The 13,531-nt window shown below is 62.7% G+C and carries 15 protein-coding genes and 1 tRNA gene; 4 read left to right on the forward strand and 12 right to left on the reverse strand.

What is annotated here, in order from left to right:
* Nucleotides 1–28: 28 nt before the first annotated feature.
* From ACUTSC_RS23460 to ACUTSC_RS23480, 5 genes are all read right to left on the reverse strand, one after another.
* Nucleotides 29–745, reverse strand: coding sequence for an ABC transporter ATP-binding protein (locus tag ACUTSC_RS23460; RefSeq protein ID WP_197768078.1), 717 nt, complete (start codon nucleotides 743–745; stop codon nucleotides 29–31).
* Nucleotides 742–1,617, reverse strand: coding sequence for an ABC transporter ATP-binding protein (locus tag ACUTSC_RS23465; protein ID WP_033635209.1), 876 nt, complete (start codon nucleotides 1,615–1,617; stop codon nucleotides 742–744). Before ACUTSC_RS23465 ends, ACUTSC_RS23460 begins: the two co-directional genes overlap by 4 nt.
* Nucleotides 1,614–2,900 carry a high-affinity branched-chain amino acid ABC transporter permease LivM gene (gene livM / locus ACUTSC_RS23470; protein ID WP_197768079.1) on the reverse strand — a complete coding sequence of 429 codons (1,287 nt, stop codon included), beginning with the start codon at nucleotides 2,898–2,900 and terminating at the stop codon, nucleotides 1,614–1,616. Before livM ends, ACUTSC_RS23465 begins: the two co-directional genes overlap by 4 nt.
* A 10-nt stretch (nucleotides 2,901–2,910) precedes the next feature.
* Nucleotides 2,911–3,825, reverse strand: a complete 915-nt coding sequence (locus tag ACUTSC_RS23475) for an ABC transporter permease subunit (protein WP_004928592.1) — start codon at nucleotides 3,823–3,825, stop codon at nucleotides 2,911–2,913.
* Between the two features lie 125 nt (nucleotides 3,826–3,950).
* A complete protein-coding gene (locus tag ACUTSC_RS23480) occupies nucleotides 3,951–5,069 on the reverse strand; it encodes a branched-chain amino acid ABC transporter substrate-binding protein (protein WP_443006813.1) in 1,119 nt (372 codons plus the stop codon).
* A gap of 580 nt (nucleotides 5,070–5,649) precedes the next feature.
* Between ACUTSC_RS23480 and ACUTSC_RS23485 the strand changes: the two genes are divergently transcribed.
* Nucleotides 5,650–5,725: transfer RNA gene (locus tag ACUTSC_RS23485), tRNA-Asn, on the forward strand.
* Nucleotides 5,726–5,782: 57 nt separating this feature from the next.
* Here the strand turns inward: ACUTSC_RS23485 and ACUTSC_RS23490 are convergent.
* Together ACUTSC_RS23490 and ACUTSC_RS23495 are read right to left on the reverse strand one after the other, a co-directional pair.
* Nucleotides 5,783–6,223: a DMT family transporter gene (locus tag ACUTSC_RS23490; RefSeq protein ID WP_197772797.1), complete on the reverse strand. Its 441-nt coding sequence runs from the start codon at nucleotides 6,221–6,223 to the stop codon at nucleotides 5,783–5,785.
* A 17-nt stretch (nucleotides 6,224–6,240) separates the two neighbouring features.
* Nucleotides 6,241–6,759 (reverse strand): GNAT family N-acetyltransferase, encoded by a 519-nt coding sequence (locus ACUTSC_RS23495; protein ID WP_055313291.1) that lies wholly within the window; start codon nucleotides 6,757–6,759, stop codon nucleotides 6,241–6,243.
* Between the two features lie 38 nt (nucleotides 6,760–6,797).
* Here ACUTSC_RS23495 and ACUTSC_RS23500 point away from each other — a divergent pair, with 38 nt between their 5' ends.
* Entirely contained in the window at nucleotides 6,798–7,367 is a 570-nt protein-coding gene (locus ACUTSC_RS23500; protein ID WP_445653569.1) for a helix-turn-helix domain-containing protein, read from the forward strand.
* Between the two features lie 11 nt (nucleotides 7,368–7,378).
* Here ACUTSC_RS23500 and ACUTSC_RS23505 read toward each other — a convergent pair whose 3' ends face one another.
* The 3 genes from ACUTSC_RS23505 to ACUTSC_RS23515 form a co-directional block, all read right to left on the reverse strand.
* Entirely contained in the window at nucleotides 7,379–7,672 is a 294-nt protein-coding gene (locus ACUTSC_RS23505; RefSeq protein ID WP_038878018.1) for a DUF2623 family protein, read from the reverse strand.
* A 130-nt stretch (nucleotides 7,673–7,802) separates the two neighbouring features.
* Nucleotides 7,803–8,390 carry a nitroreductase family protein gene (locus ACUTSC_RS23510; RefSeq protein ID WP_033635168.1) on the reverse strand — a complete coding sequence of 196 codons (588 nt, stop codon included), beginning with the start codon at nucleotides 8,388–8,390 and terminating at the stop codon, nucleotides 7,803–7,805.
* A 69-nt stretch (nucleotides 8,391–8,459) separates the two neighbouring features.
* Complete coding sequence (locus tag ACUTSC_RS23515; protein WP_197772796.1) at nucleotides 8,460–9,356, reverse strand: LysR substrate-binding domain-containing protein; 897 nt, start codon at nucleotides 9,354–9,356, stop codon at nucleotides 8,460–8,462.
* A gap of 115 nt (nucleotides 9,357–9,471) precedes the next feature.
* On the opposite strand from ACUTSC_RS23515, the gene ACUTSC_RS23520 reads away from it, so the two are divergent.
* The gene (locus ACUTSC_RS23520) at nucleotides 9,472–10,107 is read left to right on the forward strand and encodes an NAD(P)H-dependent oxidoreductase (protein WP_197772795.1); all 636 of its coding nucleotides are present in this window, start codon (nucleotides 9,472–9,474) and stop codon (nucleotides 10,105–10,107) included.
* A gap of 143 nt (nucleotides 10,108–10,250) precedes the next feature.
* Nucleotides 10,251–11,360, forward strand: coding sequence for a glycosyltransferase family 9 protein (locus ACUTSC_RS23525; RefSeq protein WP_197772794.1), 1,110 nt, complete (start codon nucleotides 10,251–10,253; stop codon nucleotides 11,358–11,360).
* Here the strand turns inward: ACUTSC_RS23525 and ACUTSC_RS23530 are convergent.
* Both ACUTSC_RS23530 and ACUTSC_RS23535 read right to left on the reverse strand, forming a co-directional pair.
* Nucleotides 11,290–12,507: an O-antigen ligase family protein gene (locus tag ACUTSC_RS23530; RefSeq protein WP_197768970.1), complete on the reverse strand. Its 1,218-nt coding sequence runs from the start codon at nucleotides 12,505–12,507 to the stop codon at nucleotides 11,290–11,292. The two genes, ACUTSC_RS23525 and ACUTSC_RS23530, sit on opposite strands and share 71 nt — an antisense overlap.
* Nucleotides 12,485–13,393: a sugar glycosyltransferase gene (locus tag ACUTSC_RS23535; protein ID WP_445653570.1), complete on the reverse strand. Its 909-nt coding sequence runs from the start codon at nucleotides 13,391–13,393 to the stop codon at nucleotides 12,485–12,487. The genes ACUTSC_RS23530 and ACUTSC_RS23535 overlap by 23 nt, the downstream gene beginning before the upstream one ends.
* Nucleotides 13,394–13,531: the final 138 nt, after the last annotated feature.

Consider the following 13,531-nt stretch of genomic DNA (forward strand, 5'->3'; position numbering starts at 1 on the left):
GCAGGCCTCCCTGCCCAAAGGGCGGCGCTCAGCCGCCGCCCAGATAGGCCTTTCTCACCGCCGGATCGTTCAACAGCGCCTGCCCGCTGCCGGTGAGGCGGATCTGGCCGTTGACCATCACATAGCCGCGATCGGACAGCTTCAGCGCATGGTTGGCGTTCTGCTCCACCAGAAACAGCGTCATGCCGCTGCGGGTCAGCTCGCGCAGCACGCCGAAGATCTGCCGCACCACGATCGGCGCCAGCCCCAGGCTCGGTTCGTCCAACAGCAGCAGCTTCGGCCGGCTCATCAGCGCGCGGGCGATCGCCAGCATCTGCTGCTCGCCGCCGGACAGGGTCATCGCCCGCTGGTTGCGCCGCTCCTTGAGGCGCGGAAACAGCTCGAACATGCGCGGCAAATCTTCTTCCAGGTAGCGATTACCGACGGTGATGGTGCCCATCAGCAGGTTCTCCTCCACGCTCATGTCCGGAAAGATGCGCCGCCCTTCCGGCGCCTGCGCGATGCCGCCGGCCGCCACGTAGTGCGTGGAGCGGCGGCTGATGTCCTCGCCGCCAAACAGGATCTGCCCGCCGGCGATGCGCGGCTGGCCGAAGATTGACATCAACAGCGTGGACTTGCCCGCGCCGTTGGCGCCGATCAGCGCCACCGTCTCCCCGGCATTGACCTGCAGCGACACCTGGCGCAGCGCCTGGATCGGCCCGTAAAACACGTCCACTTCGCGAAATTCCAGCATCGCTTCGCTCATCCCGCCAGCTCCTCTTCGTCCGCGCCCAGGTAGGCGGCGATCACCGCCTCGTTGTGCTGGATCTCCTGCGGCGTGCCGCGGGCGATCACGTCGCCGTGATCGAGCACGATCACCCGATCGGAGATCTCCATCACCATGCCCATGTCATGCTCGATCAGCAGCACCGTGATGCCGTGATGCTGGCGCAGAAAACGGATGATGCGGCTCAGTGTGGCCGTTTCCACCGGGTTCAGCCCGGCGGCCGGCTCGTCGAGGCAGATCATCTCCGGCGCGGTGCACATGGCGCGCGCGATCTCCAGCCGCCGCTGCTGGCCGTAGGACATCTCCCCCGCCAGCCGGTTGGCGCAGTCCACCAGATCCACCACCTCCAGCCAGTAGAAGGCGTGATCCAGCGCGGCGCTCTCCGCCCGGCGGTAGCCCGGCGTATTCAGCACCCCGGCGATCAGGTTGCGGTTGCTCTGCATGTGCTGCGCCACCAGCAGGTTCTCCACCACCGACATTTCGCGGAACAGGCGGATATTCTGGAAGGTGCGCGCCAGCCCGGCGCGGTTGACCAGGTGGGTACCGCCGAACATCTTGTAATAGAGACGCGAGCCGAGCCGCTTCGGGCGTATCCAGTCGCCGGCGCGGAACTTCTGCCCCAGCACCTGGATCACGTCGGTCGGCCGCTTGTGGGTATTGAGCAGGATCGCACCGCCGCTGGCGCGGTAAAAACCGGTCAGGCAGTTGAACACCGTGGTCTTGCCGGCGCCGTTGGGGCCAATCAGGGCGGTGATGGAGCCGCGTTCCACCTCCAGATTGACGTCGTTCAGCGCCTTGATGCCGCCAAAGCGCATCATCAGGTGCTCCACCCGCAAAATGGCGTCGCTCATGGCGCCACCCCCTTGCGTTCGGCGAAGCTGGTGCGGCTGATGCGCACCAGCCCGCGCGGCCGCCAGATCATCATCGCCACCATCAGCACGCCGAACAGCAGCACCCGGTATTCCGCGAAGCTGCGCAGCAGCTCCGGCGCCACCGTCAGCACGAAGGCCGCCAGCACCACGCCGAGGGTAGATCCCATGCCGCCCAGCACCACAATTGCCAGGATCAGCGCGGACTCGAAGAAGGTGAACGAGGTCGGATTAACGAAGCCCTGATAGGTGGCGAAAAACACCCCCGCCAGCCCGGCGGTGGAGGCGCCCAGCATAAACGCCGACAGCTTCACCAGCACGTGATTGAGCCCGAGAGATCGGCAGGCTATCTCATCTTCGCGCAGCGCCTCCCAGGCGCGGCCGATCGGCATGCGCGTCAGCCGGTGCTTGATGTACAGCACCAGCAGCACCACCAAAAACAGCACCGCATAGATGAAAATAAACTTGAGGTTGGGGTTGTAATCGATGCCGAGAAACTCGTGGATCGGCACCCCGCCGTCTTTGGCGCGGCGGCCGAACTCCAGGCCGAACACCGTCGGCGCCGGCACCGAGACGCCGTTCGGCCCGCCGGTGAGCGACATCCAGTTGTTCAGCACCAGCCGGATGATCTCCCCAAACCCCAGCGTGACGATCGCCAGGTAGTCGCCGTGCATGCGCAGCACCGGAAAGCCCAGCAGCGCGCCGGCCAGCGCCGCCATCAGCGCCCCCAGCGGCAGCATCGCCCAAAATCCCAGCCCGAGGTACTGATAGCCCAGCGCCAGCCCGTAGGCGCCGATGGCGTAAAACGCCACGTACCCCAGATCGAGCAGCCCCGCCAGGCCGACCACGATATTCAGCCCCAGGCCGAGCAGCACGTAGATCAGGCCGAGGATCGCCACCGTCAGCAGGTATTTGGTGGCGACGAACGGGAACAGCAGCGCGATCGCCGCCATCAGCGGCAGGATCCAGCGCAGGTTGGATTTATAGCCCAGCGGCCGCACGTAAACGCCGTCGTTGCCACCGTCGAAGCGCGCCAGCACCCTGCGCCCCGGCGCGGTTTGCAGGAACAGGCTCAGCAGCAGCCGCCCAACCATCACCGCGACGATAATCCACACCAGCCGGTGCGGCTCGACGTTGAAGCTGTAGCCGTTCAGCACGATGCCGACGATCGGCCCGAACACGATCAGGGCGATCAGCCCGGCCAAGACGGCGTCCAGCAGGCTGCGTTTAACGTCCAGCCCGCCGTTGATCACAGATTGCGACATGGCGTTCTCCTTAAACCTTGGCGATCAGCGGCCGGCCAAGCAGGCCCTGCGGACGGAAGATCAGGATCGCCACCAGCAACCCGAAGGAGAACACGTCCTTGTAATCCGAGTTCACCATGCCGGCGAACTGCGCCTCCGCCACCCCGAGCAGCAGCCCGCCCAGCATGGCGCCCGGCAGCGAGCCGATGCCGCCCAGCACCGCGGCGGTGAAGGCCTTGATGCCGATGATAAAGCCGACGTAAAAATCGAAGGTGCCGTAGTTCATGGTGATCAGCACCCCGGCCAGCCCGGCCATGGCGGCGCCGATCACGAACACCAGCGAGATCACCCGATCGGTATTGATGCCGAGAATCGAGGCCATTTTGCGATCCTGCTGGGTGGCGCGGCAGATGCGCCCCAGCCGGGTGCGCTGAATGATGTAGGTGAGGATCGCCATGCCGAGCAGCGACGCCACCAGAATGAACACCTTGGTGTAAGTGATCTGCACCACGCCGCCGTCGAACTCCAGGCGGAACACGCCGCTCAGCAGCGTCGGGATGCCCTGCTGGCGCGGCCCTTGGCTTATCTGCGCGTAGTTTTGCAGGATTAACGACATGCCGATGGCGGAGATCAGCGGCGCCAGGCGGGTGGAGTTGCGCAGCGGCTTGTAGGCGATGCGCTCGATCACCCAGCCGTACACCCCGGTGATGACGATGGTGAACACCAGCGTGCCGAGGATCAGCAGCGGGAACGAGTGCAGCCCGAAGAACGACAGCAGCGCCAAACCGATGGCGCACAGGTAGGCGGAGATCATATACACCTCGCCATGGGCGAAGTTGATCATGCCGATGATGCCGTAAACCATGGTGTAGCCGATGGCGATCAGGCCATACACCGCGCCAAGGGTCAGGCCGTTGATCAGCTGTTGCAGAAAGAATACATCCATAATGAGCAGTCTCGCCTGGTAAGGCCGCCAACGCAGTCCGACGCGGCCCAAAGGTCATCGCGGAACGGGCTCGCCAGGGCGGCGAGCCCGTCAGTCATAGGGTTACAGCTTCAAGGTTCGGCCGTTTACAGCTGATGATATTTGCCCTTGTCATCCCATTGGTAGACCACGTAGTCCGAGACCTTCAGGTCGCCCTTCTGGTCCCAGGCTTTTTTGCCCATCACGGTGTCGACGTCGTGCGACTTCAGCCATTCGGCGGCCTTGGCGCTGTCTTTGCCGCCGGTGGCGTTGAAGGCGGCAGCGATCGCCTGGATCGAGGCGTAGGAATAGAGGGTGTACCCTTCCGGCTCAAAGCCGCTGGCGCGGAACTTGGCGATCACCGCCTTGCCCTCCGGGATCTGACGCGGATCGTTGCCGAAGGTCATCAGTACGCCGTTGGTGTACTGCGGCCCGCCGGCGGCGGTCATTAGCTCTTCGGTCACCACGCAGTCGCCGGAGAAGAATTTGGCGGTCACGCCCTGCTCGCGCATCTGGCGCACCAGCGGCCCGGCTTCCGGATGGCAGCCGCCGAAGTAGACCACGTCCGGCTTGACCGAGGCGATCTTGGTCACCAGCGCGTTGAAGTCTTTCTCACCGCGCGACAACCCTTCATACAACACCTCTTTGACTCCGCGCTTGTTCATCGCCGCCTTCGCCGCGTCCGCCAACCCCTGGCCGTAGGTGTCTTTATCGTGGATCACCGCGATGCGTTTGGCCTTCAGGGTATCCAGCATGTAGTTGGTGGCGATCACGCCCTGCTGATCGTCGCGCCCGCACATGCGGAACATGGTCTTCATGCCGCGCTCGGTGACCTGCGGGTTGGTGGAGCCGGGGGTGATGGCGATGATGCCGGCCTCGTCATACACCTCGGAGGCGGGCATGGTGGAAGAGGAGCAGAAGTGGCCGACCACCGCCGAGACCTTGTCCTGATCCACCAGCCGGTTGGCGACCGCGACCGCCTGTTTCGGTTCGCAGGCGTCATCCCCCTGCACCAGCTTGATTTTTTCCCCTTTGATGCCGCCGGCGGCGTTGATGTCCGCCGCCGCCAGTGAAGCCCCGCGCCAATACTGATCGCCATAGGTGGCGTTCGGCCCGGAGAACGGCCCGGCGACGCCGATGACGATATCGGCCTGCGCGGAAAACGCCGTACCTAAACAACCGATGAGCAAAGCAGCGAGCGGACTTTTTATCAATTTCGATGACATTGTTATCTTCCTCAGCACTGTTTTAATACCCTAGATAATTGGCGTTGCATCCAGGCGGCAAGAGCATGAGCCCCGAGAGCTGACTCAAGGTCAGTGACCGGGGTAAATGCTCGCAGCCAACACCGAGGCAGCGTCAAGTATGACGGGTATAGCGGAACGCCCGGGGGCGCGGAACTTTCACTTTATGTGTAGACGGGGAAAATAATTTTCTTGAGAGCGCAGTCGCATTCCCCAAAAATGGGTAAGCAAAAATCCAGCCATTGTGACGACGAATACATATTCTTTGCTTATTCATCCTACATATCAGTTGCGGCGCGGCGTGTGGCGGGGATAACGGGGTCAGGGCCGTACGGCTAGCGTGAGAGGGGGCATGAGAGGGAGAGTGGCCCTGCACCATCGCCGTGCAAGGGCTTGTGCAAGCGATATGACAACGAGACAGGCGGGAAAAATCAGCGCCTGCCGGCGAAAGATGCCGAAAAACAGCGCAAGGTGCTCATTCCCTCAGCAAACGCACTTTTTTGCAGTTTAGCGCTTTGACAAACCCCAGGCGCCCCGCTATTATTCGCCCCGTTCACACGATTCCTCTGTAGTTCAGTCGGTAGAACGGCGGACTGTTAATCCGTATGTCACTGGTTCGAGTCCAGTCAGAGGAGCCATATTTAGAGAAGCCCGCTCAGGGAAACCCGAGCGGGCTTTTTGCATTTCAGCCGCCGTCAAAAGCTGCGTTTCGCCACCAGATAGGCGCCCGCCACCAGCAGCAAGGCGCCGAACAGCGCCGGCAGATTCTCGCGCAGCGCCGCCGGGCCGGCGCGGTAGACGTCCACCAGCAGCCCCATGCACAGCTGGCTGGCGACCAGGATCGAGATGGTGGCCACCGCACCCAGTTTTTGGTAGCCCAGGATACCGGCAAACACGAACAGCGATCCTAGCAGCCCCGGCAGCAGCATCCACCACCTGGCGGCGCCGGTCACTTCCGCCACCGCGTCGAGGCCGTTTTTGGCCAGCAGCAACCCCACCAACAGCAGCAAACCGACGCTGGAGTTGATCACCAGCGTGATAAGGATGGTCGAGACGCTTTCGGTAATGCGCACCATCAGCAGATTCTGCACCACCAGCCCCATTCCCGCCGCGATCAGCAGCAATAGCATATTCATCGCCCTGTCTCCCGGGATCAGCGCGCCGGCGGTGCCGCCCGCTCGTCGAGCGTCAGCTGCAGGAAAGTCAGATCCAGCCATTGGCCAAATTTGGCGCCCACCTGCTCCATGCGCCCCACCTCGCGGAACCCGAGCGCCAGGTGCAGCTGAATGGAGGCCTGATTGCCGGATTCGATGCCGGCCACCATCACGTGCTTGCCGATCTCCCGCGCCCGTGCGATCAGGGCGATCAACAGCGCTTTGCCAATCCCTTCACCGCGATGCGCCTGATGGACATACACCGAGTGTTCTACGGTATGGCGATAGCCGTCCCAGGCGCGCCAGTCGCCGAACGACGCGTAGCCGATCGCCTCGTCCGCGCCGTTCACCGCCACCAGCACCGGGTAGCCCGCCGCCTGCCGTTCGCCGATCCACGCCGCGCGGTTGGCCGCATCCACCGTTTGTTCATTCCAGATGGCGGTGCTGTTCAACACCGCGTCGTTATAGATGGCGGCAATCGCCGCGCTATCGTTGAGCGTCGCATTTCGTATAATCATGGTTTACCCCGGCCAATTGTCCATTATAATACTACGATATGAATATTAAATTAGACAATCTAAATCAGCTGATCGGCGCACGCATTCGCATTGAACGCGAGGCGCGCCGCTGGTCGCTGTCCGATCTGGCCGAGCAGGCGGGCGTTTCACGGGCGATGGTTCATAAGATCGAGCGCGGCGAGAGCAGCCCGACAGCGATGCTGCTGGCCAGGCTGGCGGGAGCGTTCGGCCTCAGCATGTCCAAGCTCATCGCCCGGGCGGAAACGCAGGAAGGCCGGCTGCTACGCCGGGAAGATCAACCGGTCTGGGTCGATCCGGAGAGCGGCTACGTGCGGCGCCACGTTTCGCCGCGCACCGATCTGCCGCTCGATCTGGTGCGTATCGAACTGCCGGCCGGCGCGACGATCCCGATGCCGGCTTCGGTGTATGCCTTCAAGCGCCAGCTGATCTGGGTCTTATCCGGTGAGTTGGTCTTTGTGGAAGGTGACGCGCGCCATGACATGGCCGAGGGAGACTGCCTGGAGCTCGGCCCGCCGGCGGAGTGCCGCTTTGAAAACCAGAGCGACCAACCGTGCGTGTATATGGTGGCGGTGCTGAGCGCCGCCTGACGCTCCGCGCGCTAGCCCTGCGTCGGCCGGTTATAGCCGGCGCGGAAAAACTTCTCCGCCAGCCGGCTGTCGCCGCCGGAAAAGAACTCGCTCATCGGCTCACTGCCGAGGCCATAGGCGCGGCTCAGCTGCCCGGCCTCGAACGCCGCCCGGTTTTCGTCGCCGCAGCGCTGCGCCAAATGGTGCGCATAGCCGAGCACAAAGCCGCGCTTGTAGTCGGAGCAAAAGCGCGACAGCTCCGTCTCCGGCTTCAGGTTCTCCGCCTTTAACCCCGCCAACAGCCCTTTGCCAAAATGGTCACCCACGGTTTCCTCCTCATCACGCCATCGCTATATAACAAAATATACAGCGAATAAGCGAACGAGAACATACTCCCTAAGTTTTACTCGCCGCATAAAAAAGGCCCGCCAAGCGGGCCTGAGGGAAAGCGGGCAATCACAGCGTGAAATTCAGCCCTTCGCTGACGGTCTTGCCCAGCGGCAGACGGCCCGACGGCGCCTCTTTTTCCTGCAGGAAATCCGGCAGGCGGGCCTTGTCGCCCGGTTTGCCGATCGCCACCATGGCGTGCACCGCATAGTCGTCCGGCAGCTGCAGCGCCGCCTTAATCTTGTCGTGGTGAATGCCGCTCATGCAGTGGGTCAACCAGCCTTTCAGGTGCGCCTGATGCGCCAGGCTGGCCCAGGCGGCGCCGGTGTCGAACGCGTGGGTCGGGTTGTCCACCAGCCGTTCGCCGTTCAGGCTGGTGGTTTTGGAGACGATCACCACCAGCGCCGAAGCATGCTGCGCCCAGCCGCGGTTGAAGTCGATCAGGAATTCCAGGTAGTTCTCCCAGCTGTCGGAACCGTGCTTGCTATAGGCAAAGCGCCACGGCTGAATGTTGTAGGCCGATGGCGACCAGCGCGCCGCTTCAAAAAAGCTCAGCAGCGTTTGATCGTCGATGGCGTCGTTGGCCATCGCGCGCGGCGACCAGCGCTCGATAAATTGCGCATCAATCGGGTAATCGGAGGTTCTTGGCTGGCTCATGATAGGTTCTCGCAGTGAAGTAAAAACAAAAGTTCGCTGATATTCCCACAGCTTAGGACGATAAAACTTTTATTTCGTGCCATTGCCCTGCGGCAGCTCCTGCTGCAGCCAGGCGAGAAATGCCCTGACCGGCGGATGCCGCTCGCGCCCCGGCGCGCACAGCACGCTGTAGGCGGCGCCCGGTACGCGCACCTCCGGCCGGTACGCCACCAGCAGACCGTTGTCCACCATATCGGACACCATCACCGAACTGGCAAGCACCAGCCCCTGCCCGGCCACCGCCGCCTGCAGGGCGTAATGCTCCTCGTGATAGCTGCGCATCGCCGCATGGCGCTGCCACCAGTCCACGCCGGCGGCCCGGCACCAGTCGCGCCAGCCGCTGTCGTACAGCGCCGAATCCCCCCACTTGACGGTGATCAGCACCGGATTTTCCGGCTCGGCGGCGGCCAGCCCTGGTGCGGCGTAGACGCCAAAGCTTTCCTCCAACCGCGCCGTCTGATGCAGCGCGGGATACTGCGTGCGGCTGTAACGCACCGCCACGTCCACGCTGGCGTCCTGCTGCAGATCGATCACCTCGGCGCAGGCCTCCAGGCGCACCAGATAGTGCGGGTACGCCTGGTAGAAACGCCCCAGGCGCGGCACCAGCCACAGCGCCGCGAAAGAGTGCGTGACCGAGACGCACAGCGATCCGGTGCTGGGCTGCGGCCGCAGGCCCTCGAGCGTGGCGGTGACGTCCAGCAGCGCGCCGTGCACCCCGGCAAACAGCGTTTCGCCTTTCGGCGTCAGCCGCACGCCGCGCGGCACCCGCTCGAACAGCGCAAACCCCAACTGTTGCTCCAGCGCTTTGATCTGGTGCGAAATCGCCGTCGGCGTCACCGCCAGCTCAGCCGCCGCCAGCTTGAAGCTGCGCAGGCGAGCGGCGGATTCAAAGGTGCGTAACGCGTTGACGGGCAGCGTGGCGAACATGGCGAAGCCTCTTGAGATGAGTTGAAATCATCCTGGCAGAAAAGCCGTCATTTGTCGCCTGCCGTCACTTGTTTCTAGAGTAGGGCTGAATCCACTTGATACCGAGGAACATGACATGAATACAACTCATCAATCCAAACGTCTGGTGGTGCTGGTCGGCAGCCCGCGCCGCGACGGCAACAGCGCCACGCTGGCGCAGGCGATCCTGGCGGGCGCCGCCGAAGCCGGCACGTCCGCCAGTCTGCATTTTCTCGATGATTACCTGAGCGGTTTTCTGAGCGATGAACGCCACACGCCGCCGCCGGCCGATCGCTACGCCGAGCTATTCCTTGAGCACTTCCTGCCGGCTGACGGCGCGGTATTTTGCACGCCGATTTACTGGTACGGCATGTCGGCGCAAACCAAAGCCTTTTTCGATCGCTCGTTCAGCTTCTATTCCAACGCCTACCCTCAGGCGGAACAGGTGCGCCAGCGCATGAGCGGCAAACGCATCGGGCTGGCAGTGGCGTCGGAAGAGACCTACCCCGGCGCGGCGTTGGGCATCGTGCATCAGCTCCAGGAATTCAGCCGCTACACCCATTCCGCCTTCGTCGGCGTGGTGCACGGCGCCGGCAACCAGCGCGGCGAGATCGCCCGCGATCCGCGCAATCCGCTACAGGCCGCCCGCGAACTGGGGCGCGAGTTCTTCACTCGCCCCTACTCGGATTATCAGATGGACAGCCCGCGCAGTACGCAGGTCTGGAAGGAGTAAGCGCGGCGCGCGGCGACAATTGCAAACATAACGTTAGCATCTGTCGCAATCTGTTGCGGGCCATTGGCCCGCCGTTGCCGCACTTGTATGATACGACGCGGCGCCAGACGGTGGCCGCCGATCTCAAGCGGAAGCGAACTGCAATGTCTAAACAGTGGAAAATAGCGGCAGCCAACGCCGGTTTACGTCTCTATACCCGCATCGCGGGCAATTTCCGGCCTGCAGCGAGCTTCGATCCGCAGCAATCCTTTGAACGCATCGTGATTTTCTCCACCAGCGCCCTCGGCGATCTGATGTTCAATACGCCCGCCATCCGCGCACTGTGCGAACGCTATCCCGGCGCGCAAATCACGCTGGTCTCCAGCCATAAAAACCGGCAGCTGGTCGAAGGCAGCCCCTGCTTTCATGACGTGATTTACTGGGACCACAAGGCCAAAGACATGTTGGCCGTTATCCGGCGCCTGCGAAAAAACCGGCCACAGCTGGCGGTCATCCTGCACTCGAAGGCGCCTTACGACGTGCTGGTCGCCATCGCCGCCGGTTGCCAATACCTGTTCAAAGACGTTTACGGCAACAAACCGAGCGGCATGGAGCGCTGGCTGACCGGCGTCAGCCGCAGCACCGGCGGCCATTTGATTCAGCGCAAACTGGATATGGTGGGGCAATTGGGGTGCCGTACCGACAATCCTGACATGTTCATCCCGGTCGCTTTTCCCACGCTGGCGAAACCGGCGGGCAAGATCCTGATCGGCTTTCAGATGGGCGCCTCCGAAACGCTGCGCCGCTGGCCGGTCGACCGCTTTATTGCGCTGGCGCAACGGCTGCTGGCGCACTCCCCCGACTGTCAGATCGCGTTGATTGGCAGCAAGGCGGAGCGCAGCCTCGAGCAGGAATTTATGGCGGGTTTGAGCGAGGAACAGCAACAGCGGGTGGTAAGCCATATCGGCGCGACCACGCTACCGCAACTGCTGGCGACGATCGCCAATCTGCAGGTACTGGTGACCGGCGATACCGGCCCGCTCCACCTCGCCGTGGCGTTGAAAACCGCCACCGTCAGCCTGTTCGTCACCGCTAACCCGCGGCATACCGGCCCCTATCAGGACAGCGAACGGCATCAGGTGATGCACGTGCCGGTTGACAGCGCCGCGCTGAGTGCCGCTGAGCGCCGCCAGCCGCTCAGCATCATCGCGGCGGAACAGGTGCTGGAGAAGACGCTGGCGGCGCTGCCGTCCGCACAGTCCCGATCCGTTTAGGCTGCGACAGCAGCAACGCCAGCGGCAGCCAAAACAGGTACCAAAACTCCGCCGGATTGGCGATCACAAACATGCCCTGCGAACTGTAAAATACCAGCATAAACAGAAACAGGCCCGCCTCCCAGCGCCGCCCTGCGCGCCAGTGCGCGATGGCGAGCCGCGCGCCGTATCCCAGCAGCGCCAGCAACAACAGGAAACCCACGCAGCCGCCCTTCAGCAACGCGCCAAGGTACAGGCTGTGCGTGGTGTGGTTCAGCTCGCCGGTGTAATTGAGAAAGTTAAGCTGCTTATCAAAGCCGTAGCCGAAGAACGGCGCCTGTTCGATCAGCGCCAGGCTGTGGCGCCAGATGCTGATGCGAACAAAGCTCTGTTGATACAGCTCGCCAAAACGCGTCAGCAACATTTCGCCGATCGCGCTGTAAACGACGGCGAGAACCCCAGCCAGCGCGCCGGGCAACAGAAACCACAGCCACCGTCCCGGCCGGTGTCGATAAGGCATCGCCACCACCACCGCGAGCGCCAGCGCGATAAACGGGCCGCGGCTTTGCGTCAGCACCATGAATGCCAGCAGCGGCGGGATAAAGCACAGCGCCGCTTTTTGCCCGGTATCGCGGAAAATCATCAGGCTCAACAAAATGGCGATGGCGGCGTAACCGGCCAGATCGATCACGTTGCTCGGCCCCGGATTGCGGGCGGTGGTTTCCCGCAGATGATAAATCGACGGGGCGTCGACCAGCGTCAGATACAGGCACAGCGCCGTCATGCCGGCCAGCATCGCCCACTGCAGTTGATGACGCCGCTCACCGTCGAGCAGCGTCACCAGCCAGGCGAGGTAGAGCAGGATATAGGCGCTGTGGGTCAGGGCCGACGGCATGTCGCCCGGTGTCTCGCCCCACAGCGCGCTGAGGGAATAATAAAGCAAAAATATCAGCGCCAGCCCGCCGCCCCAGCGCGCCTGACGATTGGCCCACAGCTGCCGCCGCAGCGGCGGCCAGGTGAATACGGCGGCCAGCCACAGCAGCGCCGCCAAATGAAACAGGTTGTTGACGCGGGTCTGCCCACAAAAGATCGCGCTGAAAAACGCGAAGGCTAAAAACAGCGCGCTGCCGAAGCGATAACACCGCTCAGGCTTGCTGAAAGTAAACATTGCCGTCCACCTTCTCGAAGATATCGCTGCCGATAGCGCTGTGCTGGGAGAGGTTTTTAATCGCGATCTGCTGCTTTTTCATGATCGCGCCGGCGTGTCGAAAAGCGGGGATCACCAGCGACTCCACCTTGTCCGCCAGAAACGTCGGCAACCGATCCTGCTCGGTTTCGTAAAAGCGCGGCTGGTGGAAGTTGTTCATGTCCAGTCCGGCGATAAAGAGCTGCTTGAAGCCGAGATAGGCGATGATTTGCAGCGCCCAATAGGCCACGGTGCCGGCATCGAAAATGCCGCAGCGGATATCCTGGCTAAAGCCGAGCATGCGGTTCTCGGCGGCAAAGACCACGCCGTTTTCCCGGCAGTAGTGATGCCACAGCGCGCCGCTGTCGATCCGGGGGCGGTAAATCTTGCAGGCCGCGTCTTCGACGATCGCCAATCGGCAGCCGATCGCCGCCGGGCCAAAGCGCTCGAGAATGCGCGCCACGCCGTGCACGGTGGTGAATAGCGTCAGCCCAGGCCGTTGAATGACGTCGCGCACGATCTCTGGGCGGCTGTCGATAAACCCCATGTCCACGATGACGTAGAAGCGAAAATCCACCTGCCGATGCAGGCAATAGGCGCCGTTGACCCCGATGGCGGGCATGGCGGGAATATTTTCGAAGCGCAGCGCCTTCACCGACGGGCCCGTAGCCGTCAGCAGCACCTCCCCCCGGCAGCTGCTGCGCAGTTCGCTCAACGTGACGATCGGCACCGCCCGGTGCTTGTACCATAAGGCGGCGATTTCACCGCCTTCGCCGCGCGCGATCTTCACGTAGGGCCAGAGGTTTTCGTTATGCCGATAGGGGCGCGCGTGGGAATAGCGGTAGATCTGCTTAAAAAAAGAGCCCATGGTGGCGATGTCCTGTCCAGAGTGCGTGACGATACCTACAGAGGCATCTTTCTGTATGCTCAGAATTTAAAAACGTGTCAGCACTGGCCAGGCCGCACAGCGAGTATCTAAATATTCGTTTAGCGAGGCAATTTTTGT

The organism is Serratia sp. TSA_105.2, assembly GCF_052692115.1.

Excerpts from the sequence above, each read along its gene's own strand:
- ACUTSC_RS23480 (WP_443006813.1), bottom strand. The coding sequence starts at position 5,069 with ATGTCATCGAAATTGATAAAAAGTCCGCTCGCTGCTTTGCTCATCGGT.
- ACUTSC_RS23515 (WP_197772796.1), bottom strand. The coding sequence starts at position 9,356 with ATGTTCGCCACGCTGCCCGTCAACGCGTTACGCACCTTTGAATCCGCC.
- ACUTSC_RS23490 (WP_197772797.1), bottom strand. The coding sequence starts at position 6,223 with ATGAATATGCTATTGCTGCTGATCGCGGCGGGAATGGGGCTGGTGGTG.
- ACUTSC_RS23535 (WP_445653570.1), bottom strand. The coding sequence starts at position 13,393 with ATGGGCTCTTTTTTTAAGCAGATCTACCGCTATTCCCACGCGCGCCCC.
- ACUTSC_RS23510 (WP_033635168.1), bottom strand. The coding sequence starts at position 8,390 with ATGAGCCAGCCAAGAACCTCCGATTACCCGATTGATGCGCAATTTATC.
- ACUTSC_RS23460 (WP_197768078.1), bottom strand. The coding sequence starts at position 745 with ATGAGCGAAGCGATGCTGGAATTTCGCGAAGTGGACGTGTTTTACGGG.
- ACUTSC_RS23475 (WP_004928592.1), bottom strand. The coding sequence starts at position 3,825 with ATGGATGTATTCTTTCTGCAACAGCTGATCAACGGCCTGACCCTTGGC.
- ACUTSC_RS23465 (WP_033635209.1), bottom strand. The coding sequence starts at position 1,617 with ATGAGCGACGCCATTTTGCGGGTGGAGCACCTGATGATGCGCTTTGGC.
- ACUTSC_RS23500 (WP_445653569.1), top strand. The coding sequence starts at position 6,798 with ATGAATATTAAATTAGACAATCTAAATCAGCTGATCGGCGCACGCATT.
- livM (WP_197768079.1), bottom strand. The coding sequence starts at position 2,900 with ATGTCGCAATCTGTGATCAACGGCGGGCTGGACGTTAAACGCAGCCTG.
- ACUTSC_RS23525 (WP_197772794.1), top strand. The coding sequence starts at position 10,251 with ATGTCTAAACAGTGGAAAATAGCGGCAGCCAACGCCGGTTTACGTCTC.
- ACUTSC_RS23495 (WP_055313291.1), bottom strand. The coding sequence starts at position 6,759 with ATGATTATACGAAATGCGACGCTCAACGATAGCGCGGCGATTGCCGCC.
- ACUTSC_RS23520 (WP_197772795.1), top strand. The coding sequence starts at position 9,472 with ATGAATACAACTCATCAATCCAAACGTCTGGTGGTGCTGGTCGGCAGC.
- ACUTSC_RS23530 (WP_197768970.1), bottom strand. The coding sequence starts at position 12,507 with ATGTTTACTTTCAGCAAGCCTGAGCGGTGTTATCGCTTCGGCAGCGCG.